We start from the raw sequence: 23,335 nt of genomic DNA on the forward strand, positions 1-23,335 counted from the left end.
ATGCAAGCAGACATCGCTGCAGGGCAGGCCCGGCTGCCGCTAGACAAGGAGGCGCTGCTCGCGGTCTATCGCAAGATGCGCACGATCCGCGAGTTCGAGGAGCGGCTGCACGTCGACTTTGGCCGTGGCGACATCCCCGGCTTCGTTCATCTCTATGCCGGTGAGGAAGCGACCGGCGTCGGCATCCTGCATCACCTGGGCGACGGCGATCGCATTGCGAGCACGCATCGCGGACATGGCCATTGCATCGCCAAAGGCGTGGACCCCGTGGCGATGATGAAGGAGATCTACGGTCGAAAGGGGGGCTCCTGCAACGGCAAGGGCGGCTCGATGCATATCGCGGATCTGTCGAAGGGAATGATGGGTGCCAACGGCATTCTCGGTGCCGGTGCGCCGTTGATCTGCGGCGCGGCGCTGGCCGCCAGGTTCCGCGGCAAAGGCGAGGTAGGCGTTACCTTTTGCGGCGACGGCGCGTCGAACCAGGGCACGTTTCTCGAAAGCCTGAACCTGGCGGCAGTCTGGAATTTGCCGGTGATCTTCGTGATCGAGAACAACGGTTATGCCGAATCCACTGCGCGCGAATACGGTACGGCCGTGGACAGCTATGTGGATCGCGCAGCCGGCTTCGGCATTCCTGGCGTGACGGTGGACGGCACCGACTTCTTCGCCGTGCACGAGGCCGCAGGCGAGGTCATCCGGCGCGCGCGCGAGGGTGGCGGCCCGTCGTTGCTCGAATGCAAGACGGTGCGCTTCTTCGGCCACTTCGAAGGAGATGCACAGACTTATCGCGGCCCCGGCGAACTCGACGACATTCGCAGCAACAAGGATTGCATCAAGAAGTTCGTGCAAACGGTGGTGCGGGCCGAAGTGATTTCCCGCGATGCACTGGATGCGATTGATCGCGAAGTCGCGGCGTTGATCGAGCATTCGGTCGTGGAGGCCAAGGCGGCTCCGCTGCCGGGACCCGACGATCTGCTCGCGGACGTCTACGTCAGCTACTGAAATTACCGTGCGACGACCGAACCAATAATTCATCCATCAGGAGACTCCATCATGGCCAGAAAATTGAGTATGAAGCTGGCGATCAATGAAGCGATCGACCAGGAAATGACCCGCGACCCGACCGTGATCATGCTGGGCGAGGACATTGTCGGCGGCGCCGGCGCGAACGGTGAAGCGGACGCGTGGGGCGGCGTGCTCGGCGTAACGAAGGGCCTGTACGCCAAACATGGCGACCGTTTGCTCGACACGCCGCTGTCCGAGTCCGCTTACGTCGGTGCGGCCATCGGCGCCGCCGCGTGCGGCATGCGGCCGATTGCCGAGCTCATGTTCATCGACTTCATGGGTGTGTGCTTCGATCAGATCTACAACCAGGCCGCGAAGTTTCGCTACATGTTCGGCGGCAAGGCCGAAACGCCGGTCGTGATCCGCGCGATGGTCGGCGCCGGCTTTCGGGCCGCCGCCCAGCACAGCCAGATGCTGACGCCGTTGTTCACGCACATTCCCGGCCTCAAGGTAGTGTGCCCGTCCACGCCTTACGACACCAAGGGGCTGCTGATCCAGGCTATCCGCGACAACGACCCGGTGATCTTCTGCGAACACAAGAACCTGTACGGCCTCGAAGGCGATGTGCCTGAAAGCTCGTACACGGTGCCGTTCGGCGAGGCGAACATCGTGCGCGACGGCAAGCACGTATCGATCGTCACCTACGGCCTGATGGTTCATCGCGCACTGGAGGCCGCCACCGCACTGGCCGCGGAGGGCATCGAAGCGGAGGTCGTGGATCTGCGCACGCTGTCGCCACTGGATATGGATACCGTGCTTGAGACGGTGGAGAACACGGGCCGTCTGGTTGTCGTGGACGAGGCCAGTCCACGCTGCAACATCGCGACCGACATCTCCGCACAGGTGGTTCAACAGGCCTTCGGCGCGCTCAAGGCCGGGATCGAGATGGTCTGTCCACCGCATACGCCGGTGCCCTTCTCGCCCGTGCTGGAAGACCTGTACATCCCGAGCGCCGCGCGGATCGCGGACGCGGCGCGCCGCACGATGAAAGGAGGGAAGAACTGATGGCCGCGATTACCCCGATCGTGATGCCCAAGTGGGGGCTGGAGATGCGCGAAGGCACGGTGCAGGACTGGCTGGTGCGGGAAGGCGAGCGCATCGAAGTAGGAACGGCGCTGCTCGACGTGGATACCGACAAGATTTCCAACTCGGTGGAAGCACCCGATGCGGGACTGCTGCGCCGCATCGTCGCCCGGAGCGGCGAGACGCTGCCCGTCAAGGCGCTGCTTGGCGTGCTGGCGGAGATGGACGTGAGCGATGCCGAGATCGATGCGTACGTCGCCGCTTTCGAGGTGCCGGTCATGGAGGGCGACGACGAGGACGCCGGCCCGGCATTCGATTACGTCGAGGTGGACGGCATCCGCGTGCGCTATGCGCGACGTGGGCCGGAGTCGGGTACGCCGGTGCTCTTCATCCACGGCTTCGGCGGCGACCTGAACAACTGGCTGTTCAACCTCGATGCAGTGGCCGCGACGCATCCGGTGATCGCACTCGATCTGCCCGCGCACGGCCTGTCCCAGGTGCGGCTGGCGGGCACGACGCTGCAGGAACTGGCCGCCTTCGTCGGCCGCTTCCTGGAGGCCGTCGATGTCCCGTCGGCCCATCTGGTCGGCCACTCGATGGGCGGCGGCGTGGCAGCGCAACTGGCGGTGGATGCGCCGGGCAAGGTCCGCTCGCTGGCGCTGATCAGCAGCGCCGGCCTGGGCGACGAAGTCAACGCCGATTACACCGATGGCTTCGTGCGTGCGCAGTCGCGCCGCGAACTCAAGCCCGTGGCCGAACTGCTGTTCAACGACACGGCGCTCGTGAGCCGACAGTTGCTGGACGATCTGCTCAAGTACAAGCGGCTCGACGGTGTCGCTGAAGCACTCGACGCGCTGGGCACGCAGTTGTTCGGCGGCGGCAGGCAACGCGAGCAGCCCGGCCGGGCGCTCAGCCGCTTTGACGGGCCGGTGCTGGTGGTCTGGGGCCGCGAGGACCGCATCATCCCCAGCGCCCATGCCGCCGCCGCGCCTGCCGGCGCGGTGGTGGAAGTGCTCGACGGCGCTGGCCACATGCCGCAGATGGAAAAGGCCAACGAGGTGAACGCGCTGCTGCGCCAGCACCTGGGCTAGTGAGGCCGGCCGGCACGAGCGCGGGCATTCTGCGAAGCGATGCACCTCAGGATGCACCGGTCGATTACCGACGAAGAAAACGGTGGGGTGCCGTGGCGCACCTCATTCAAAACAAACCGGAGAATCTGCAACGATGAAAGCAGCACGTTTTTATGATCGCGGTGACATTCGCATCGAAGACATTCCCGAGCCCGTCGTCGAGCCGGGCACCGTTGGCATCGACGTAGCATGGTGTGGCATCTGCGGCACCGACCTGCATGAATTCATGGAAGGGCCGATTTTCATACCGCCGTGCGGCCATCCGCACCCGATCTCCGGAGAGTCCGCTCCGATCACCATGGGGCATGAATTCTCTGGCGTCGTGTATGCGGTGGGCGAAGGCGTGACCGATATCGAAGTCGGCCAGCATGTGGTGGTTGAGCCTTATATCGTGGCCGACGACGTACCCACGGGGCCGGGCGAAAACTATCACCTGTCGAAGAACATGAATTTCATCGGTCTGGGTGGCCGCGGCGGCGGCCTGGCCGAAAAGATTGCCGTCAAGCGACGCTGGGTGCATCCGGTTTCAAGCGCCATCCCGCTGGATCAGGCCGCGCTGATCGAGCCGCTGTCGGTCGGCCACCATGCGTACACCCGTAGCGGCGCGAAGGCGGGGGATGTGGCTCTCGTCGGCGGCGCGGGTCCGATTGGCCTCTTGCTGTCGGCCATTCTCAAAGCCAAGGGTCTGCGTGTGATCGTGACGGAACTGAGCGCGAAGCGTAAGGAAAAAGCAGGTGAATCCGGCGTGGCCGATCACATCCTCGACCCGTCGGAAGTGGACGTGGCCGCGGAAGTGATGAAGATCACCAGCGGCAAGGGCGTCGACGTGGCGTTCGAATGCTCGAGCGTGAACAAGGTTCTGGACACGCTGGTGGCCGCTACCAAACCAACCGGCGTGGTGGTGATCGTGTCCATCTGGAGCCATCCGGCAACTGTCAACGTGCACAGCGTGGTCATGAAGGAGTTGGACGTGCGCGGCACGATTGCGTACTGCAATGACCATCAGGAAACGATCAAGCTGGTGGAGGAAGGCAAGATCGATCTGGCGCCGTTCATCACGCAACGCATCCAACTGGATGACCTGATTCGCAAAGGATTCGACACCCTGATTCATAACAACGAATCGGCCGTGAAAATTATCGTCCAGCCGAGACTGAAGTGAGCGGGGCTCGCGTGTGACAAGGGCATGGCTGCCTGTTCAGACCTCCGGGCTTCGGCTCGTCTGCGGACGAGCCGAAGCCCGGACACCATACCAAGGCATACCAAGGAGACATTCATGCAGCAGACTTCTCTTCCCCTCGCCGGCAAAGCGGCCGTCGTGACCGGTGGTGCGCGCGGCATCGGACGTGGCATCGTCATGGCGCTGGCCGAGGCTGGCGCCGACATTCTTATCGCGGACCTGCTGGAGGACGAGATGCTCGCCACACAGGAGGCCGTGCGAAGTCTGGGCCGCAAGGCGCTGGTGCGCCGCGTGGACGTGACGGACGCTGCGCAGGTGCAGGCCATGGTCGATCAGTCCGTGGCCGAACTGGGCGGGCTCGACATCATGGTCAACTGTGCGGGCGTCATCAACATTCACCCGGTCGCGGATCTCACCGAGAAGGACTGGGACTTCGTAATGGACGTCAATGCCAAAGGCACATTCCTCGGCTGCAAGGCCGCGCTGGGGCCGATGCTTGCGCGGCGCTCGGGACGCATCATCAACGTGGCCTCCATCGCGGGTAAGGAGGGCTTTCCCAACCTTGCGCACTACAGCGCGTCCAAATTTGCGGTGGTAGGCTTTACCAACGCGCTGGCCAAGGAGGTGGCGCAGGAAGGCGTCACCGTCAACGCCATTTGTCCCGGCATCGTGCGTACCTACATGTGGGACCGCCTCGCCGACGAGTGGAAGAACGACGGTGAATCGGTGGAGGACTCGTGGGCTCGCCACCAGCTCGCGCTCATTCCGCAGGGACGTGCGCAGACGCCGCAGGACATGGGGCAAATGGCGCTGTTCTTCGCGACGATGGACAACGTGACCGGCCAGTCCGTCAACGTGGACGGCGGATTTACGTTTCACTAATCCACCAGGCACCGCCGCACCAGCTTGCGCCAGTTCGATTTAGGGGCCTATGCCATTTGACATCGTTCACTTCGACGCCGACACCACCGATCCCCTGGCGGCAGAGGCGGAGTTGCTGTCGCTGGCCGAGACGGGCCGGTGCGTCGCGCATCTGTGGCAGGCGCCGCGCTCGCTCGTGGTGCCGCGCAGCTACCGGCGCTTCGCGGCTCTCGATAGTGCTCGCGCCGGGTTCGCGGAGCGAGGATGCCCGGTTTTTCTGCGCATGTCGGGCGGTGGGCTGGTGCCGCAGGGGCCTGGAATCCTCAACCTGAGCCTCGCTTATCGGGTACGGGGCACCGCGGGCCGGAATTCCGAAGCAGTCTATCGGCATCTGTGTGAAATCCTGCGCGACGCGCTGGGCACGCTCGGGCTTCACACGCATTGGGAGGCGGTGGAAGGCTCGTTCTGCGACGGACGCTTCAACCTCGCCTGGGGACGGCCGGGCGACGCGCAAAAGCTGGCTGGCACGGCGCAATACTGGCGCGGCGTGCGAACGCACGCGGGTGGGGCGCATGCGTCGCTGTACGCGGTGCTGGCTCATGCGGTGTTGCTGGTCAGCGCCGATCCGCAGGAGATCAATCAGCGCGCCAATGCTTTTGAAGACGCCATTGGAAGCGGGCGGCATTACGAAGCCGGGCGCGTCATCAGCGTACAGCAGGCGCTTTGCCGAACAGGGCTGGTGCCGCCGGACGAACTGATGGAATCGGTCCTGGCGGCGCTGCGTGCTAGTGTGATGGCTGCGCCGCCACCGTTCGGCAACGAGGATTGAATGCAATGGCGGACTGAGCACAGCGAGGGGAGGCTTCGCCACGGAGCATGCTGAAGCACCGCAATTGCATTGCCTTGCCAGTCCGTCGCTTCGCTCGAACTGTACTGTCTCATCATTGTGCGGCGTAGATACTCCAATTAGAATTTTTAACGCCTGCAACGAATGAGTCCGAGCCGGAGCCGTTGAATGCATATCCTGATCGTCGAAGACGAGCCCAAAACCAGTGCATACCTCAAAAAAGGCCTTGAAGAATCGGGCTTCTCCGTCGATGTTGCCAGCGACGGCGCCGACGGCCTTCTGCTCGCTCAGGAACAGGACTACGACGTCATCGTGCTCGACGTCATGCTGCCGACCATGGACGGATGGGCCGTGCTCAAGGTGCTGCGCGCGACGCATGCCACTCCGGTGCTGTTCCTTACCGCCCGAGACGACGTGAACGACCGCGTGCGCGGCCTCGAACTGGGCGGCGACGATTACCTTGTCAAACCGTTCGCGTTTGTCGAATTTCTGGCTCGCGTGCGCACCCTGGCGCGGCGGGGCCCGCCGCGAGAGAGCGAACGGCTCGCGGTCGGCGATCTGGAAATGGACATACAGCGCCGGCGCGTGAAGCGCGGCGCAACGCGTATTGATCTAACGCCCCGAGAATTCTCCCTGTTGCAGCTGCTCGTGCGCCGTCAGGGCGAGGTGCTGAGCCGCACGCAAATCGCGTCATACGTGTGGGACATGAATTTCGACAGCGATACGAACGTGGTCGAGGTGGCGATTCGCCGCTTGCGCGCGAAGATCGACGACGGTTTTCCCGTCAAGCTGATCCAGACCGTGCGCGGCGTGGGATATGTAATCGAAGCGAAAGAGCCGGACTGATGGCCGCACGCTCGCTGACCACCACGCTTGCACTCGCGTTCGCGGGCACGACGCTGCTCGTGTTCGCGCTGGTCGGCAGCGCGCTGTATTTCGCGCTTGACCGCCAGGTCAAGCAGCAGGACGACCTCGATATCGTGCTGATCGCGCGGCACACGCGGCGTCTCGCGCAGGAGCTCAATACGCTCGACGAACTGCGCAGCCACGGCGACCGTCTGACTAGCCAGGTGCTGGGCAACCTCGCGCTATCCATGGAAGTGCGCGATTCGCAGCGCAAGCTGCTGTTCGAACACAACACCGCCGCCATTGCGGACGCTGCGACGCCGTCGCCCGCGCTCATGAAACGAGTCGGGGCCTCACAACGCATTACCGAAGCCGATATCGCGGAGTGGCGCACCGCGCAGGGGTTGCCGGTGCGAGGACTCGCCGCGGATGCTGTGCTGCGCGACGGCACGCCGGTCACGATCATCATCGCGCGCAATATGACGGACCGCTGGCGCCTGCTCGACAGGTATCGCGAGCGGCTGTATGTGGCGGGTCTCGCGGGTATGCTGCTCGCGTTCCTGATGAGCTGGTTGCTGGTGCGCGAGTCTTTGCGGCCATTGCGCGCAATGACGCGCAGCGCGGCCACGGTCACCGTCGACCAACTGCACACGCGCATCGAAGCCGATGGTGCGCCGAATGAACTGGCCGCGCTCATCGTGTCGCTGAATGCGATGCTGGACCGCCTGCACGGCGGCTTCGAACGGATGTCGCAATACACGGCGGACCTCGCCCACGATATGCGCACGCCGCTTGGCAATCTGCGCGGATCGACTGAAGTCGCGCTGTCACGCCTCCGTTCGGCCGACGAATATCAGTCAGTGCTCGCATCGAATCTCGAAGAGTGCGAACGATTGTCGCGCATGATCGAAAGCGTGCTGTTTCTGGCCCGTGCCGAAAACCCGCAGTTCGTCAAGACGCTCACGCAGGTCGATGCGCAGCAGGAGCTCTCGCGCATCGCCGAATACTTCGAGGGCGTCGCCGACGAAGCCGGCGTGCAAATTCGCGTAACAGGCGACGGCCGGTTGCGCGCCGACGTCGAGCTATTCCGGCGGGCGGTCAACAATCTGCTTGCGAATGCACTCCGTTATACGCCGCACGGGGGCGTGATCACATTGGATGCACAGACTCCCGCCGAGGCGCCCGATACACTGCGCGTGACCGTGGCGAACGAGGGCAAGCCAATCGATCCGGCCTTGCTCGAGCGGGTATTCGATCGCTTCTATCGCGTGGACCCGTCGCGCAAAAGCGGGCCGAATGCGTCCGGCTCCGCGGGTCTGGGGCTTGCCATTGTGCGCACCATCATGGAACTGCATGGCGGCAGCGCGCATGCCGAAAGCGACGCGGCCGGTACACGCTTCATCTTGACGTTTGCAGCCGCCTAGACGGCGAGTTCGGTTACGTGGCCGCCGCCGTGTTCCCGCTTTCATCGAGCGACGTGCGGCTCCAGCCGCCGCCCAGCGCTTTTAGCAACTGCACACTGGCATCAACTCGCCGTGCGTCGATCAGTTCCTGCGTGCGTTCATTCGTCAGCGCAATGGTTTGTGCGGTCACCACATCAAGGTAGCTCACGGCTCCCGCCTGATAGCGGTTCATTGTCAGCTTCAAAGACAACTCAGCGGCCGATGTCGCGCGTTGCTGGCTGTCCGCTTCGCTAGCCAGTGTCGTCAGCGTGGACAGGTTGTCTTCCACTTGCTGGAACGCAGTGAGCACAGTCTGCCGGTAATCCGCCACTGCGCTGTCGTACTGCGCGTTCGCGCCCTGCAACGCGGCATGGCGGCGGCCGCCGTCGAACAGCGTGCCGGCCAGTTGCGCGCCGAGCGACCAGAAGAGGCTGGGCGCCGTGAGCCACGGCGCGAAGAACGTGCTTTCGAGTCCCGCAGTGGCCGACAACGTCAGGTCCGGATAGTAGGCGGCACGCGCCTCGCCGATCTGAGCGTTGGCCGCCGCCACGCGCCGCTCGGCGGCTGCGATGTCCGGTCTGCGTTCCAGCAGTTGCGACGGGACGCCCGTCGGAATCTGCGGCAACGCAACGCTTTTCACTTCACTGGCCAGTGCGAACGACGACGCAGGCATGCCGATCAGTGTCGCGATGGCGTGTTGAAGCTGCGCACGTTGTACGTCGATGTCCGTGTCCTGGCTGCGGGTGCTTTCCAGTTGCGTCTGCGCCTGCGCAACGGCCGATGCGTCGATTGCACCGTCCTTTAACTGCTGTTGCACGATGCTCAAGGCCGCGGCATACGCGGTAACGCTATCGTCGAGCAGCTTCTTCTGACGATCGAGCGAACGCAGATCGAAGTAATCGGTTGCGAGATCGCTGGCGACCGACAGGCGCACAGCCTGAAGGTCCGCCTCGCTTGCCTGCGCGTTGTCGTGCGCATAGACGGTCGCATCCTTCACCCGGCCGAACAGATCGGGCTCCCAGCTTGCGGTGGCGCCCACCGAGTAGTCGGGCACTGTCTTTCCCGCGAGCGAATGCCCAAGCACGTTCTGCGACAACCTCGTGCGCGACTGCGCCGCGCCCGCCGTCACCGTGGGTGCGTAGCCGGCACGCTGGTAGTCGAGCATCGCGCGGGCGGCCTGCAACTGCGCTACCGCTTTCGCCACGGTTTGATTCGATACATCGACGCGCGCTTCGAGCTGGTCCAGTTCGGCGTCGTGAAAGAGCGTCCACCACGGGCCGGGCGGCTCGGTATCGGCTGGCACAGCGACGCGCCAGCCCGGCGCCGCCGCGCCCGCGCCCGCGTATTGAGCGGGCACGGCCGCTTCCGGTTGATGATAGGTCGGCAGCGTCGAACACGCGGTCAACGCGCAGGCAGTGACGATAGCCGCGCTGCGGCGGGCGAATGGATGAAAAAGAGTGAGCATGATCCGTCTCCTGGATCGCTTAACCGCGCCGTGCCGCGGGCGCGGCGACGCGCACCGGCTGGCCGTCCGCGAGCGCATCGCCCGGATTGTCGATTACCTGATCCGTCGACGTGACACCGGTCGCGATTTCAACGTAGGTGCCGAAGTCCCGGCCGATCGTCACCTTGCGAAGATGCGCGCGACCGTCCTGTCCGATCACCGCAACCGTCACGCCATCGGGTCGGAACAGCAATGCGCTCACCGGAAGTTCGAGCGCGGGGTGCTGCGTGCGCAACGCCAGATGAACCTGCGCATACGCGCCGGGCAACAACGCGCCGTCGCGATTGTCGACATCGATCTCCACGCGCAGCGTCCGGCTGACAGAATCGATTGCGTCGGCGCTGCGCGCGACGGTCGCGGCAAACGTGCGGCCCGGATACTGCTGGGTCGTCAAATAGACCTGTGTGCCCGCGGTGATGCTGCCGGCATCGTCCTGCGGCACGTTCACGTAAACGCGCAAGCGGTCAGTTTGTTCGACGTGGAAAAGCTCTCCCGGCGCACTCGCAAGACCCGGCGATCCTCCTGACGTGACGAGCGCTCCCACATCGACATTGCGCACGGTGACGACGCCGTCGAACGGCGCGGTCACCTTCTCGTAAGACACAAGCTCGCTCAACCGCGCGACGTTCGCCTGCGCCGACGCGAGCGCGGCGAGTTTTGCGGCGCTGTCGCTCGTCTTTGAGTCGGCATCCTGCTGCGACACCGATTGCGTTTGCAACATTGTCTGCCAGCGCCGCGCAGTGCTGTCGGCGAATGCGTAGTTGGCCTTGGCGGTGGCCACGTCGGCGCGTGCCTGTTGCAACTGGGCGTCGAGTTCCGGCGTTTCGATGTCGGCGAGCGTTTGTCCGGCCCGGACTTTCGTGCCGATGTCCGCGTACCAGTGCCGAACGTAGCCGCTCGTGCGCGCATAGATCGACGCGTCGGCATACGGCATCACGGAACCGGGCAACAACAGTTCCTGCGAAGCCGGCGCCCGTTTTGGCCGCACCGCATCGACTATCGTTTCGCGTTGTGCTGCGACCTGTTGCGAGAGTTCGGTGCTTGCGTGCAGACGCGGCACGATTCCGATGGCGAGCAGGGCCGCTGCAATCGCCAGCAGCGCGCCGGGCAGCACAAGCGCGCGGCGCTTCGTGGGTTGCCGGCCGGTGTCGCCGGGCGCGGCTACGGCAAGCGCCGTCGATGCCGTGCCATCGCGGTCCTGTGGAAGGTTCGACTTAGTCATGGCTTTTTCCTTATCGAGCTTGAGTAGTCATCGGCACGGCGGCAGAGCGAGCCGCGCGGCGCCGCGCGAGCCACACATGTACCGTCCCGAACACCACGGGTACGAACATCAGCGTCGAGAGCGTGCCGAATGCCAGCCCGCCAATCACCGCGCGGCCGAGCGGGGCGTTCTGTTCGCCACCGTCGCCGAGGCCGAGGGCCATCGGCAGCATGCCGATCAGCATGGCGAGCGCGGTCATCAGCACAGGCCTGAAGCGGTTGAAGCCCGCATCGAGCGCGGCGGCGAGCGGCTCCATGCCAGCCTGCAACGACTCCCGCGCGGTGTTGATCACGAGAATGCTGTTTGCCGTTGCAATGCCGATGCACAGAATCGTTCCGGTGAGAGCGGGCACGCTCAGCGTGGTATGCGTTGCGAACAGCATCCACGCAATGCCCGCGAGCGATGCCGGTAAGCCGCTGATGATGATCAGCGGGTCCAGCCACGACTGGAAATTCACGACCATCAGCAGATAGACGAGCGCGATCGCGAACACGAGTCCGGCGCCGAGACCCGCAAACGACTCGTTCATCGACTGCACCTGGCCGCGCATCACGATCGACGAACCGGGCGGCAACTGCGCGCGCGCTGCGTCGACAATCCTGGATACGTCGGCGGCGACGCTGCCCAGATCGCGTCCCTGCGTCGACGCGAAAATGTCGAGCACCGGCTGCACGTTGTAGTGCGAGACGACTGCCTGTTGCGAGCTGCGATTCAACGTGCCGAGCGTGCCGAGCTGGTTCTGTGGCGCGACGGTTGCCTGATTCGTGGTCAACGGAATGTTCGAGAGCGTCTGCAGCGAGTCGATGTCGTACTGCGGCACCTCGGCCAGCAGCGGGTAGCTCACGCCGTTCTTCGGATCGAGCCAGAAGTTCGGCGTGGTCTGCGAACTGCCCGAGAGCGCGATCAACATGTTCTGTGCGACGTCACGCTGAGTGAGGCCCGCCTGTATCGCTTTCGTTCTGTCGACGTTCACGTCGATGGTCGGCGCGTCGCCGGGCTGCTGGATGCGTGCGTCGACGAGACCGCGCACACCGCGCAACTGCGCGAGCAGACGGTCGGCCACCACACGGTTCTTGTCGAGCTGATTGCCGACGATCTGCACGTCGATAGGGGCGGGCAGGCCGAAGTTCAGAATCTGGCTGACGATGTCGGCGGGCAGGAACGCGAACGTCACACCGGGAAACGACGTGGCGAGCACGTTGCGCAATTGCGCGACGTATTGCGCGGTGGGTTTGTGCTTCGGCTGCAGCGTCACCAGGATATCGGCGTCTTCGGGGCCGACCGGATCCGACGAGTCGTAGGTCAGATTGATGCCGCTGACCGGCACACCGATGTTATCGAGCACGGCCGCCTGCTCCGGCTTCGGGATCACGCTGCGAATCTTTGCTTCCACCTGATCGGTGATGCGCGCCGTCTCCTCGATGCGAGTGCCCGTCGGCGCGCGCAGATGCAGCCGGATCTGACCGGTATCGACGGCAGGGAAGAAGTCGCGGCCGGCGAACGGAACGAGGATCAGAGACGCGAGACACAGCGCGACATATGCGGGCAGGAAACGGCGGCGTCCCGCTATCGCGCGTCCCAGCATCGCACGATAGCTGCTGCGCAAGGCCTCGAAGTGCCGTTCGAATCGCGCCTGGAAACGCGCCAGTGCGGCGAAGCGCCCGCGTGCATCGTGGCCTTCTTCTTTGGACGGCGCGCGCATCAGATACATTGCAAGCGTCGGGATCAGCGTGCGCGAGAAGAAGTAAGACGCGCACATGGCGAATACCACTGCTTCCGCAAGCGGAACGAACAGATAGCGCGCGACGCCGGACAGCAGGAACATCGGCACGAACACAATGCAGATCGACATGGTCGAGACGAACGTCGGCACTGCGATCTCGCCTGAGCCGTTCAGTATCGCGTCATGCAACGGCTCGCCCTTTTCCAGGTGGTGCGTGATGTTTTCAATCGCCACCGTCGCGTCGTCGACCAGAATACCGACGGCGAGCGCAAGGCCGCCAAGCGTCATGATGTTGATGGTCTGCCCGAGCGCTGCAAGCGCAATCAGCGACGTCAGCACGGCGAGCGGAATCGTCACCGCTATGATCAACGTTGCGCGCCAGCTGCCGAGAAACAGCAGAATCATCGCGGCCGTCAGGCATGCGGCGATCAGCGCTTCGCGCACCACGCCAGAAATGGCCGACTTTACGAATACGGACTGATCCGATAATGGGGTGATGTGCAATGCTTTCGGCAAACCGGCCGCGATTTTCGGCAGCTTGTCTTTGACCTGCTGGATGATCGTCAGCGTCGACGCGCTGCCCGTCTTCTCGACTTGCAGCAGTGCCGCACGCTTGCCGTCGCTGCGCACGATGTTGGTCTGCGGCGCATAACCGTCGATCACATGCGCAACGTCGCGAACGTACACCACGCCGCCTTGCACCGTCTTGATCGGCAGATCGTTGAGTGCCGCGACGCTCTGGGTGCTGCCGTTCATCTCGACGTTGTATTCACGCGAGCCGATTTTCGCGGTGCCGCCCGGCAGAATCAGGTTTTGCGCATTGACTGCGTCGACAACGTCGATGGGCGCGAGTCCTTTCGCCTGCAGCGCCTTTGGGTCGAGTTCGACCATGATCTGGCGGATCTTGCCGCCGAACGGCAGCGGCACCGCCGCGCCCTGCACGGTGGCTAACTGCGTGCGGATAAAACTGTTGCCGAGATCGTAGAGCGTCTGTTCGGGCAGCGTGTCGCTGGAGAGGCCCAACTGAAGGACGGGCACCGTCGATGCGTTGTACGTGATGATGTTCGGCGGCAAGGTGCCGGGCGGCAGGATTCGCAAGATCGACGCCGAGTTCGATGCGGCTTCGGCGATTGCCCGGTTAATGTCGGCGCCGGGGTGAAAGAAGATCTTCACGACCGAGACGCCGTTTAATGACTGCGACTCGATGTGCTCGATGTCGTCGACGTCCGTCGTGAGCGCACGCTCGTAGTTCGACGTGATCCGGTGCGCCATGTCTTCGGCGGAAAAGCCGTTGTACGACCAGACAATGCTGACCACGGGAATGTCGATGTTCGGAAAGATATCTGTCGGCGTGCGCATGATCGCGAGCGGGCCGAGTATGAAGAGCAGCACGGCCAGCACGATGAAGGTATAGGGCCGCCGCAGGGCCAGTCGGACTATCCACATGATATTTCCTTGGACGATGGGCTCTGGATGGCCATGCCACGATGCGTCCAGGCGGTGCAATGCGGCGGCCGATGAGCATGCAGTGTGCCGATCTGCCACTGACCCGTAAGTGACGGGCACATTACAAGTCTGTTATCTGCGTAGACAGGCCGCAGTACGGGCGTCGTAGAATTGCCGTCGAGTACTGTCGACGTCCACAACCAATGCCGCACGGGCATCATCGCCGCGAACGCCGTCGGGCACGCTCCGTGCAACTGCACCGGCATTCGATTTCACGGCCATGCACATTCGTCACTCATCGAAATGGATGCCCTTCACAACAAAGCCCGCGTGCGGGCGCTGCCATCCGAGGAACCGGCCTTCACGGGGTTTGTGCGGGTGCGCGGCGCGCGCGAACATAATCTGAAGAACATCGATGTGCAGATTCCGCGCGATGCGCTGGTCGTGTTCACAGGCGTGTCGGGATCGGGCAAGTCGTCACTCGCGTTCGGCACGCTGTATGCCGAGGCGCAGCGGCGCTATTTCGAGTCGGTGGCGCCGTATGCCAGGCGTCTGATCGACCAGGTCGGCGTGCCCGAGGTCGACGCCATCGAAGGCCTGCCGCCCGCGGTCGCGTTGCAGCAGCAGCGCGGCGCGCCGAGCGCGCGTTCGTCGGTTGGCAGTGTGACTACGCTGTCGAGCCTCGTACGCATGCTTTATTCGCGCACTGGCGACTATCCGCCGAAGCAGCCCATGCTGTTCGCCGAGGATTTCTCGCCGAACACCGTGCAAGGCGCCTGTCCGACTTGCCACGGACTTGGCCGCGTGTACGAGGTCACCGAAAAATCGATGGTTCCGGACGACTCGCGAACCATTCGCGAGCGCGCAATCGCTGCATGGCCGCCCGCGTGGCACGGACAGAATCTGCGCGACATTCTGGTGACTTTGGGCTACGACGTCGACAAGCCGTGGCGCGACTTGCCGAAGCAAGACCGCGACTGGATTCTCTTCACCGACGAACAGCCGACCGTCCCCGTCTACGCCGGCCTCACGCCAAAGGAAACCCGCGCCGCGCTCAAACGCAAGGACGAGCCGAGCTATCAGGGCACCTTCACAGGCGCGCGCCGCTACGTGCTGCACACGTTTGCGAACACTCAAAGCGCGCTGATGAAAAAACGCGTGTCGCAATTCATGGTCGGCAGTGTCTGTCCGACCTGTCATGGTAAGCGGCTCAAGAAGGAAGCGCTGTCGGTGACATTTGCCGGGCTCGACATCGGTGCGTTCTCGCAGTTGTCGCTTGCCGGACTTGCCGAGCTGCTCGAACCGATTGCGCGAGGTGAATGGCCCGAGCCAGATGCAGCAGATGCGGGTAAAGGCGCGGTCGAAGGCACGGCCAAAGGCAGCGTGCTCAGCAGGACCGAGATGCGCGACGCCGTCGACAAACGGGTCGCCGCAGGCGGTTCCGCACATAAGGCATCGCCCGACGTGCGGCGCACACCCAACCTGTCCGAAGAAAAACGCGTTGCCGCGCAACGCATTGCAGCCGAGTTGCTCGAACGCCTGACGACGCTTGTCGATCTGGGGCTGGGCTATCTTTCGCTGGAGCGCAGTACGCCCACGCTGTCATCGGGCGAACTGCAACGCCTGCGACTCGCCACACAATTGGCGTCGCAGTTGTTCGGCGTCGTGTATGTGCTCGACGAGCCATCTGCCGGCCTGCATCCTGCCGATGGGGAAGCGCTGTTCAGCGCGCTGAATAGCCTGAAGGCTGCGGGCAATTCGTTGTTTGTCGTCGAGCACGACCTGCAGATGATGCGGCGCGCCGACTGGCTCGTCGACGTCGGCCCGGCGGCCGGCGAGGCCGGCGGTCATGTGATCTATAGCGGGCCGCCCGCCGGACTCGCGAAGGTTGAAGCGTCACAAACACGCGCGTATCTGTTTGCACCGCCCAAGCCCGCCGTACGTGTGGCGCGCGAACCCGCCGGCTGGCTGCGGCTTGCCGGCATTACGCGCAATAACCTGCACGAACTGGACGCGGCGTTTCCGCTCGGCTGCCTGACTGCCGTTACGGGGGTGTCGGGCTCGGGCAAGTCAAGCCTCGTGAGCCAGGCGCTGCCCGAACTGGTGGCAAGCGATCTTGGACGCGCCCTCGAAAACCCGGACGACGACGAGCAGGATCCATTGCTTGCTGGTCCGGGTACGCCGACCGGCGGCCGCATTACCGAAGGCATGGACGCGCTGCGCCGTCTCGTGCGCGTCGATCAGAAACCGATCGGCCGCACGCCGCGCTCCAACCTCGCCACCTATACGGGCCTGTTCGACCACGTGCGCAAGCTGTTTGCCGACACGCCGCTCGCCCGCAAGCGTCGCTATGGCGCGAGCCGCTTCTCGTTCAACGTGGCGCAAGGCCGTTGCCCGACGTGCGAAGGCGAAGGCTTTGTCAGCGTCGAACTGCTGTTTCTGCCGAGTGTCTATGCGCCTTGCTCGACGTGCCACGGCACGCGCTACAACCCGCAGACGCTCGAAGTCACCTGGCGCGACAAGAACATCGCCGAGGTGCTTGGCATGACCGTCGGCGCCGCCTGCGATTTCTTCGCCGACGAGCCCAGCGTGATGCGCGCGCTGAGAGTGCTGCACGACATCGGCCTCGGCTATCTACGGCTCGGTCAGCCGGCCACGGAATTGTCCGGTGGCGAAGCGCAACGCATCAAACTCGCCACCGAACTGCAACGCGCGCAGCGCGGCGACACGCTGTATATCCTCGATGAGCCGACCACCGGCCTTCATCCCGCCGACGTTGACCGGCTCATGTTGCAACTGCAGGGGCTCGTCGACGCCGGCAATACGGTGGTGCTGGTCGAACACGACATGCGGGTGGCCGCGCAGAGCGACTGGGTCATCGACGTCGGCCCGCACGCCGGCGAGGCCGGCGGCAAGATCGTGGCGAGCGGCACGCCCGAGGAAGTCGCGCGCGCAAAGGAAAGCCGCACCGCCGAGTATCTGCGGCAATACCTCCTAACCTGAAAAGATCGAGCGTCCAGGCTGGCGAGTGCCGTTATATCTTCGGCGGCGAGCCGATTGCAGGAACTGATTTTTGCCACGAAACCCAACGTGGCCTTCAGGCCGACCTCATCCAAGCCGAAACTCAGCCCGGCGGCCGCGAACGCTTGCAAGCGAGGGCTCGCTGGCCAAGCTCGCCGCTCCCCTGGTTGATGACCAGCAGAATCCCCGCGCCGGAGATCACCGTGCCGACGACCATCAGCCAGGACAGCGGCTCGCGAAACATCGCCCATGCCCAGACCATAGTGACGGGCGGACTGAGGAACAGAACGCTCGTGACGCGAGCAGAGGAAGACCGTTGCAGACACGCCCAGTAGAGACCGCATCCACCGAGCGTCGCGAGGATGGCGGTCCACGCGACGCTCGCCAAACATGCGCGTGATGGATGGTCTTCCACCTGTCGGTGACCACGAAGTGGTGTTGATGCGCGGTAACACGGGCCGAGCGACGGATGCGATCGAGGTGCTCGCAACGGCGCTGCGGCAACAGTTCGGCTTTGATAGGTGGAGTCATTGAAATACAGCCTTAGTCCTTTTCTCGTCCGGGACGTGCCAGCGACGTCAATTGCATATGCGTTCCGCGTTGAGCTTCAGAGCCGCCCTGATTTCCCGATTGGCGCCTGAGAGGAGGGGCAGGTGGAGTAGCTGTGGCCGGGAAGAATCGCATAGTAGTTATCTGGCGCGTCGCCTTTGGCCCGATACAGTGACGGCGCGTTGCTCTCTTTGTCTTGCTGGCTGCGAGCGGCACACGCGGCCGAGGCCAGTTCGCAACCCTTTTGTTCTCAGTCGCGATCGGGCAGAGCGCTTTTTACCACTTCAGCCGCACTCTCGTTTCAATGTTTCATAGAATCGCGCTGTACAGATGACGCGTTATGCTATTTATTTACCGGTACAGTCGAAAGCTGGCTGGTCAATGGGCGCAGCGCCTCTTTGTGCATGTCATCGACCCGGAACGCCGTCAGCAGCGGCGCCAATTGAAAAGGAGCAGACATGAAAATCGGACCAAGAGCCATCGGATGCGCGATGCTACTGCTGATCGCGAGTGAGCAGGCGGGTGCAACCGCGCCGGCCTCCATCCAGCTCCATGAAGGGAAGACGGTCAAATACGCGTGCGAGGGGGGCCGCTCGCTGGTAGTGGTTTATACGGCCGCATCTAACGGTCAGCATTTCGCATCTGTACCCGTCAAAGGCGAGACGCGGTGGTTCGTCGAAACGTTTGCCGGTTCGGGAGCCCGCTATCAGGCCGGTCACTACTCATGGTGGGAAAAGGGACCAACGGCGAACCTTTACGACGAGATGGCGAGCACGGCTTCGCCGGCGGTGATTGCGAACTGCCGTGCAGCAGACTGATGGCCGTTTCACGCTTTCGTCCCGCGAGCTGCCGTGACCAAGGCTCGATACAGGGCGTGAATACGGCCGCGACGTTGTGGTGCGCGGCAGCCGTTCGCGTTATATCAGGCACGGCATATTACTTGCCCGCCTTTGCTGGGGCCGCCGTGATATTTGATCACGAATACGGTACTGCGTGAAGTCAGCCGCATGATAAACGCTGCGCAGGTATCTTTTTGAGAGCTGGTGTACGGGGGCGTTGCGCGACTGAACGCGCGCGGAAGGACGCGGACCGAAGCCTGCCTTGAAATCCTTGGCCGGTTTTCGTATCTGCGCGCCGATTCGCCGCTATCCGTCTGCAAAACGTGCCGCACCGCGCGCAGAACCTGGCGGTCTCCATTACTGCACCGGTGCATTCCGGACAACTAAGCGGGACAAACGACGCCCCGGAGTTTCGGCAACATCGGGCATCCAATGCGCTGACACTCGCCCCCGGCGTTGCCCATGCGAGTCACTGAACCGTCCGCCGTGATGCTGTCCCCGCGCAGCATGTGTTCGAAAAAGCTCAGTGTGTGACCCTCCACTTGTTGGCTTTCCCCCCGAATCCGGCGTCCGGTTGGTCCCGCTCAGCGGCCCCGCTCGTGCCTGACGACGCGCCTCGAATCTTCTCAACTCTGGACGATTAAACATCAGGTCTTCACTTGATATTTCCGCGTACGGTCTCGCCGCGGGTTCAATTCACCGATAGCAAATTCAGATAGTCACCCGATGCGCCCGCGCGGTCCAAGTGGGGAGAATTCACTCATGCCGCGGCGAACATCACCGCCGCTGACGTAAACGAACGACGAAGCGTGCATTTGCACAACGACCGCACCGCAATGGAAGGAAGTACACGATGTCCTCGCGAACTGGAGCACTGTTGATTCACGGCTTGGGTGGTACTCAGTACGATCTGGGTTCGATGCACAAGCAACTAAAGCTTTCCGGCATCGAAACCCATTCACTGACGTTGCCCGGACACGGCATGACCCCGCATGCCCTGCGAGAAGTTCGCGCCGAAGACTGGATCGAAGCCGCTACGCGCAAATATCGCGAGCTTGCTCAACAGTACGACACGCTGCATGTCATCGGAATGTGCATGGGCGCACTGCTTGCCACGATAGTTTGTGCCCGGGAGCAGCATCGCAGCGGCGCATTGATCGCACTCGCGCCGCCCGTCTATATCGATGGCTGGAGCACCCCGTGGTACCGGACCCTGCGCTATGCGATCTACCTCTTACCGAGTCTGGCGTCACGGATCAGGGTTGAAGAAAGCCACCCATACGGGATCAAGAATGAAAGCGTGCGCAACGTCGTGAAGGCGAAGTTCGAACGCGGTGAGAGCTTCCACTACCGTTGGGTACCGCTCTCCTGCATCCGGGAAGTAGACCGGCTGCGCCGCGCAGTCAGGCGTTGCGTCGCCGAAGTCGCGTGCCCGGTCCTAGTGGTTCACGCGAGAGAGGATGAACTCACCAGTCTGCGTTCCGCGCAATTCATCGCGCGACAGGCACCGAACGCGCGAGTGGAGGTGCTTGAAAATAGCTATCACATGGTCTGTGTGGACAACGATCGTGCACAGGTTGCGCGCACCGTGCTCGAATTCGTATCGCATGCAGCGCAGCCGCGAGGGCGCGCCGACTCCCTTGCATCCCTGCGGCGACGGCCCGCACAAACGAGCGCGTGCTACTGCGGCAACGAGCGACCCAGGGTACGGACGTGCGCCGGGATGGTTGGGTGAAAGAGTGTATGTACCCGCAAACAGGTATCTACCCTCCACACGCCGCGGTCTGATGCAAAAGGACGCGTTTCGCGCAAGGCAGCGAAGCAGCCCGACTGCCGGGGCGATTGCTTTTCCCTAGGTGTCCGCTCTCTTGCGCCCGGGCTGCGGGATGACCGTTCGGTACCGCTCGGGGATGGTCTCGGCTGTCCTGCGCAGCCATGCGAGGAACGGATGCATATCCGGAGTATCGGCGCGGGTTGCCTGTTCTGTATGGATTCCTCGAACCCGCCAGGTGTCGATAACTGCCCGACGCCAGACAGCTGCGAACAGCGTCACGAGGGGCGCAGCACGGGTCGTCTCGGGAAGCTGGTCGATACAGTCCATGATGAGCTTCAATGCAAGCTGATGCTCGTCCGTGTACATCCAGTCTGGCGATTCAAAGCGGCTGAAATGCTGCTGGAGGCGCAACTGCTCCCTGTCTTCCAGGACATCCGTCGGTGCTTTGATCAGTCGGTCGAACAATTGCCTGCTCGCGACCTTGTCAGGGATCTGGAAAATGTAACCTCGCCCTGTGATCTCGCACAAAAGCAGCACGAGATCCGAGCGCCGCTGTTGCGCCTTCCCCCAAAGGAATGCATTAGCCAGTTCATGCAACGGCGCATGCCGGTGCGAGGGGGGCAACGCGTCTACTGCCTCAACGATCAACTGGAACGTCTGCAACGCTTCATGCCTGTCTTCGATAGCGACGAGGCGGGCGGACAGCACGCGGAGCAGCGCGGTCCGTGTATCGGCAGACGCATTGCGAATCGCATCATGCTGAGCATCCTCAGGCTGAATGAGCGGATCGAGGAACCAGCGCACATCCGCGAGGCTCGCAGCCTGTTTCGCGCGGGAAAGCAGACGTATTTCGCGACCAGTCTGCGCAAATGCGGTCCGTGCAGTCGAGTCTATGGCTGAGAGGGAAGGAATGTCCTCCTGCGGGACGAACCGTGCGACGTGACGCCAGAGTTGTGAGGTCAAAGGGGGCGCAGGCGCGCGCGGCGCGGCGATAGTCAGTGTTGCGCCGTTGAGCCTGACAGCCCTTCCGGTGAGCGGCTGGCTCTCCGGGTTGCCGTCCAGCCTATCTCTGGACTCCACGACGCGGATGGCTCGAAGGTAGTCCGGCCCAATCGCCGTAGCCAGCGTCCGCGCATCGATTGCGGTGTGATGCGCCAGGAAGCCGATGAATCCCGTTGGCTCCAGCGCGCCGTCTACGAATGCATGGTCCGGGCCTACCACATTGACATACAGACGGACGGCCAGATCGACCGAACTCCGCGTGACAGTGCGCTGTCTCCAGCGCGGACCCGTATTTCGGCTGAGCTCCAGCGCGAGCGCCTGGAAGGCGCGGAATTCTCTATCGCTACTTTCGCTGCATAAGCCGAAGCAGGCCCTCGCGTACGCTGACAGATGCGCGCTGCGGGAACGCTGAGCAAACGACGTTCGATCGACGATATCGAAGGCCTGTTGCAACGCGCTCTCGCGTGCCGTGTCGCGCGAGCGCAACTGCGTGAGGGGCGCTTGCAGAGTACACCGAAACTGCAGCGCATCAATAGCACGCGAATGCGCAGCGTCACGTTCCGTCGCCGGCATGGTTGAGGCACAGGACACGGTCGATCGCAAAGGACCGCAGGCCGCAACCGAGGGCACCTGCGTGGACGGTTGCGTTCGGTCAGGTTGCAGTATGGAAATCCGCATGTTTGACGCCTTGTGAAATACAGCGAGGCGGCCGGCCAGGCCGTCGGCAGGAGACCAGATACAGCGCAACGCTTTGATGCCTTCAATACCGGCGTATACTCGCCTGAAGCAACTGATGCCGCTCGATCTTCGCGTCTTTCAGCCGAGCCTCGCTGAGGTCTGCGCCGAGCAGAGAGGCGCCGAGGAAGTTTGCACCACGCAGATCCGCTCCGGAGAAATTGGCGCCGCTGAGATCGGCGCCGCGAAAACTAGCGCCCCGCAGATCCGCTCCGGAGAAATTGGCGTTGGTAAGATCCGCGTCGCGAAAACGTGCGCCCCGCAGATTCGCCCCGTAGAAGTCGTGTTCTTCGAGGCATAGCCGGCTGAAGTCCATGTCGGGAAGATATTTCGCGCGAAACCGCGCCATCTCAGCCTCGCCGAAAGGCACGAAATTGTGGTTTATCCGAACAACGTTGTTCTTGTCGACCACATCTTCGGGACCCGGCATATCACGCAGCTCATGTACCGCTGCGATTTCCCTGTCACTCCCACCCCTGACGCGGTGCGACGCTATTCCATCCAGGATTGCGCTGGTCGTCACCGCCTCAATCCGATTGAAGTTCCGTTCAATCCGGCTAGCCCTCGTCTCAAGCGATCTGCGTGCAAACAGATCCATCAGGGCGTTGACGAACCTGCCTACCGCCGACGTATGGTCCGGGTTTCGTCGAACAGAGAATCGAGCACGCTTGCCGCTCGTCCACGAGATCAGATAGGTTCTTGGTGGCGTTCCGATCTTGAGAATGCCCTCGGAGTTCGTTTGCCGACGGTAGCTACCGGAAGCGACAAATTCCGTCGGGTCGACGGCGCCGGTTTGGCTGAGAGACAAGTGAAAACCTGACATCGTAAGTTCCGCTATCCGCTCCTGCTACTGGGTTGAAAGTTGGTTGCCGAAAGCATAAGTCCGGCCGCGGCACACTGCTTTGGCAAATCGGTTCAAACTTCTGGTTTCCCATGTTTCCGGCCTTCTGACGGCCGAAAGCACGCCCCGGTCGATGCGTCGGTTCGCGGGTTTGCTGCGGCCCGGATGGGCGCCGCATGCAATGTGAGCGGATCGGTCAGAAAGTCGAGCGCAACCAGACTTAACCGGGCAAGCAGGTAAAGCGAT

General features: G+C 63.1%; 17 protein-coding genes and 1 pseudogene. 12 read left to right on the forward strand and 6 right to left on the reverse strand.

The window, feature by feature from the left end:
- The 8 genes from F757_RS0115290 (at position 1) to F757_RS0115325 (ending at position 8,376) form a co-directional block, all read left to right on the forward strand.
- Positions 1–1,002, forward strand: a complete 1,002-nt coding sequence (locus F757_RS0115290; RefSeq protein WP_027212158.1) for a thiamine pyrophosphate-dependent dehydrogenase E1 component subunit alpha — start codon at positions 1–3, stop codon at positions 1,000–1,002.
- Between the two features lie 51 nt (positions 1,003–1,053).
- Positions 1,054–2,070, forward strand: a complete 1,017-nt coding sequence (locus tag F757_RS0115295) for an alpha-ketoacid dehydrogenase subunit beta (protein WP_027212159.1) — start codon at positions 1,054–1,056, stop codon at positions 2,068–2,070.
- Complete coding sequence (locus tag F757_RS0115300) at positions 2,070–3,179, forward strand: acetoin dehydrogenase dihydrolipoyllysine-residue acetyltransferase subunit (protein ID WP_027212160.1); 1,110 nt, start codon at positions 2,070–2,072, stop codon at positions 3,177–3,179. Before F757_RS0115295 ends, F757_RS0115300 begins: the two co-directional genes overlap by 1 nt.
- Before the next feature lie 133 nt (positions 3,180–3,312).
- Positions 3,313–4,380 carry a 2,3-butanediol dehydrogenase gene (locus tag F757_RS0115305; RefSeq protein WP_027212161.1) on the forward strand — a complete coding sequence of 356 codons (1,068 nt, stop codon included), beginning with the start codon at positions 3,313–3,315 and terminating at the stop codon, positions 4,378–4,380.
- Between the two features lie 114 nt (positions 4,381–4,494).
- Positions 4,495–5,280 (forward strand): SDR family NAD(P)-dependent oxidoreductase, encoded by a 786-nt coding sequence (locus F757_RS0115310; RefSeq protein WP_027212162.1) that lies wholly within the window; start codon positions 4,495–4,497, stop codon positions 5,278–5,280.
- 49 nt (positions 5,281–5,329) lie between these two features.
- Entirely contained in the window at positions 5,330–6,088 is a 759-nt protein-coding gene (locus F757_RS0115315) for a lipoyl protein ligase domain-containing protein (RefSeq protein ID WP_027212163.1), read from the forward strand.
- A gap of 186 nt (positions 6,089–6,274) precedes the next feature.
- Positions 6,275–6,952 (forward strand): heavy metal response regulator transcription factor, encoded by a 678-nt coding sequence (locus F757_RS0115320; protein ID WP_027212164.1) that lies wholly within the window; start codon positions 6,275–6,277, stop codon positions 6,950–6,952.
- Positions 6,952–8,376 (forward strand): heavy metal sensor histidine kinase, encoded by a 1,425-nt coding sequence (locus F757_RS0115325; RefSeq protein WP_027212165.1) that lies wholly within the window; start codon positions 6,952–6,954, stop codon positions 8,374–8,376. The genes F757_RS0115320 and F757_RS0115325 overlap by 1 nt, the downstream gene beginning before the upstream one ends.
- Positions 8,377–8,389: 13 nt before the next feature.
- Here F757_RS0115325 and F757_RS0115330 read toward each other — a convergent pair whose 3' ends face one another.
- The 3 genes from F757_RS0115330 to F757_RS0115340 are packed head-to-tail and all read right to left on the reverse strand — an operon-like array spanning position 8,390 to position 14,328.
- Positions 8,390–9,859 carry an efflux transporter outer membrane subunit gene (locus F757_RS0115330; protein WP_027212166.1) on the reverse strand — a complete coding sequence of 490 codons (1,470 nt, stop codon included), beginning with the start codon at positions 9,857–9,859 and terminating at the stop codon, positions 8,390–8,392.
- A 19-nt stretch (positions 9,860–9,878) separates the two neighbouring features.
- Positions 9,879–11,120, reverse strand: a complete 1,242-nt coding sequence (locus F757_RS0115335) for an efflux RND transporter periplasmic adaptor subunit (RefSeq protein WP_027212167.1) — start codon at positions 11,118–11,120, stop codon at positions 9,879–9,881.
- A 10-nt stretch (positions 11,121–11,130) separates the two neighbouring features.
- Positions 11,131–14,328 carry an efflux RND transporter permease subunit gene (locus tag F757_RS0115340; RefSeq protein ID WP_027212168.1) on the reverse strand — a complete coding sequence of 1,066 codons (3,198 nt, stop codon included), beginning with the start codon at positions 14,326–14,328 and terminating at the stop codon, positions 11,131–11,133.
- A 303-nt stretch (positions 14,329–14,631) separates the two neighbouring features.
- Here F757_RS0115340 and F757_RS0115345 point away from each other — a divergent pair, with 303 nt between their 5' ends.
- A complete protein-coding gene (locus F757_RS0115345; protein WP_027212169.1) occupies positions 14,632–17,331 on the forward strand; it encodes an excinuclease ABC subunit UvrA in 2,700 nt (899 codons plus the stop codon).
- Positions 17,332–17,452: 121 nt separating this feature from the next.
- Here the strand turns inward: F757_RS0115345 and F757_RS35195 are convergent, their stop codons facing one another.
- The gene (locus tag F757_RS35195) at positions 17,453–17,764 is read right to left on the reverse strand and encodes a DMT family transporter (protein WP_232221411.1); all 312 of its coding nucleotides are present in this window, start codon (positions 17,762–17,764) and stop codon (positions 17,453–17,455) included.
- Positions 17,765–18,356: 592 nt separating this feature from the next.
- Here F757_RS35195 and F757_RS0115355 point away from each other — a divergent pair.
- The 3 genes and pseudogenes from F757_RS0115355 to F757_RS0115360 all read left to right on the forward strand — a co-directional run bounded on the left by F757_RS0115355 (position 18,357) and on the right by F757_RS0115360 (position 20,472).
- A complete protein-coding gene (locus F757_RS0115355) occupies positions 18,357–18,716 on the forward strand; it encodes an MliC family protein (protein WP_027212170.1) in 360 nt (119 codons plus the stop codon).
- 32 nt (positions 18,717–18,748) lie between these two features.
- Positions 18,749–18,929 (forward strand): annotated as a pseudogene (locus tag F757_RS36580) (MgtC/SapB family protein); the annotation flags it as partial.
- Between the two features lie 661 nt (positions 18,930–19,590).
- Complete coding sequence (locus F757_RS0115360; RefSeq protein ID WP_027212171.1) at positions 19,591–20,472, forward strand: alpha/beta hydrolase; 882 nt, start codon at positions 19,591–19,593, stop codon at positions 20,470–20,472.
- Positions 20,473–20,589: 117 nt separating this feature from the next.
- On the opposite strand, the gene F757_RS0115365 is transcribed toward F757_RS0115360, so the two are convergent.
- Complete coding sequence (locus F757_RS0115365) at positions 20,590–22,191, reverse strand: hypothetical protein (protein WP_156923620.1); 1,602 nt, start codon at positions 22,189–22,191, stop codon at positions 20,590–20,592.
- An 82-nt stretch (positions 22,192–22,273) separates the two neighbouring features.
- Complete coding sequence (locus F757_RS34665) at positions 22,274–23,071, reverse strand: pentapeptide repeat-containing protein (protein ID WP_051376775.1); 798 nt, start codon at positions 23,069–23,071, stop codon at positions 22,274–22,276.
- Positions 23,072–23,335: the final 264 nt, after the last annotated feature.

Source organism: Burkholderia sp. WSM2232, assembly GCF_000472545.1.
In the GTDB taxonomy this organism is placed as follows: Bacteria; Pseudomonadota; Gammaproteobacteria; order Burkholderiales; family Burkholderiaceae; genus Paraburkholderia.

What these genes read in the sequence shown, in the direction of transcription:
- F757_RS0115335 (WP_027212167.1), bottom strand. Translation starts at nt 11,120, where the DNA reads ATGACTAAGTCGAACCTTCCACAGGACCGCGATGGCACGGCATCGACG.
- F757_RS0115355 (WP_027212170.1), top strand. Translation starts at nt 18,357, where the DNA reads ATGAAAATCGGACCAAGAGCCATCGGATGCGCGATGCTACTGCTGATC.
- F757_RS34665 (WP_051376775.1), bottom strand. Translation starts at nt 23,071, where the DNA reads ATGTCAGGTTTTCACTTGTCTCTCAGCCAAACCGGCGCCGTCGACCCG.
- F757_RS0115310 (WP_027212162.1), top strand. Translation starts at nt 4,495, where the DNA reads ATGCAGCAGACTTCTCTTCCCCTCGCCGGCAAAGCGGCCGTCGTGACC.
- F757_RS0115365 (WP_156923620.1), bottom strand. Translation starts at nt 22,191, where the DNA reads ATGCGGATTTCCATACTGCAACCTGACCGAACGCAACCGTCCACGCAG.
- F757_RS0115325 (WP_027212165.1), top strand. Translation starts at nt 6,952, where the DNA reads ATGGCCGCACGCTCGCTGACCACCACGCTTGCACTCGCGTTCGCGGGC.
- F757_RS0115300 (WP_027212160.1), top strand. Translation starts at nt 2,070, where the DNA reads ATGGCCGCGATTACCCCGATCGTGATGCCCAAGTGGGGGCTGGAGATG.
- F757_RS0115290 (WP_027212158.1), top strand. Translation starts at nt 1, where the DNA reads ATGCAAGCAGACATCGCTGCAGGGCAGGCCCGGCTGCCGCTAGACAAG.
- F757_RS0115320 (WP_027212164.1), top strand. Translation starts at nt 6,275, where the DNA reads ATGCATATCCTGATCGTCGAAGACGAGCCCAAAACCAGTGCATACCTC.
- F757_RS0115360 (WP_027212171.1), top strand. Translation starts at nt 19,591, where the DNA reads ATGTCCTCGCGAACTGGAGCACTGTTGATTCACGGCTTGGGTGGTACT.
- F757_RS0115305 (WP_027212161.1), top strand. Translation starts at nt 3,313, where the DNA reads ATGAAAGCAGCACGTTTTTATGATCGCGGTGACATTCGCATCGAAGAC.
- F757_RS0115340 (WP_027212168.1), bottom strand. Translation starts at nt 14,328, where the DNA reads ATGTGGATAGTCCGACTGGCCCTGCGGCGGCCCTATACCTTCATCGTG.
- F757_RS0115295 (WP_027212159.1), top strand. Translation starts at nt 1,054, where the DNA reads ATGGCCAGAAAATTGAGTATGAAGCTGGCGATCAATGAAGCGATCGAC.
- F757_RS0115315 (WP_027212163.1), top strand. Translation starts at nt 5,330, where the DNA reads ATGCCATTTGACATCGTTCACTTCGACGCCGACACCACCGATCCCCTG.
- F757_RS0115330 (WP_027212166.1), bottom strand. Translation starts at nt 9,859, where the DNA reads ATGCTCACTCTTTTTCATCCATTCGCCCGCCGCAGCGCGGCTATCGTC.
- F757_RS0115345 (WP_027212169.1), top strand. Translation starts at nt 14,632, where the DNA reads ATGGATGCCCTTCACAACAAAGCCCGCGTGCGGGCGCTGCCATCCGAG.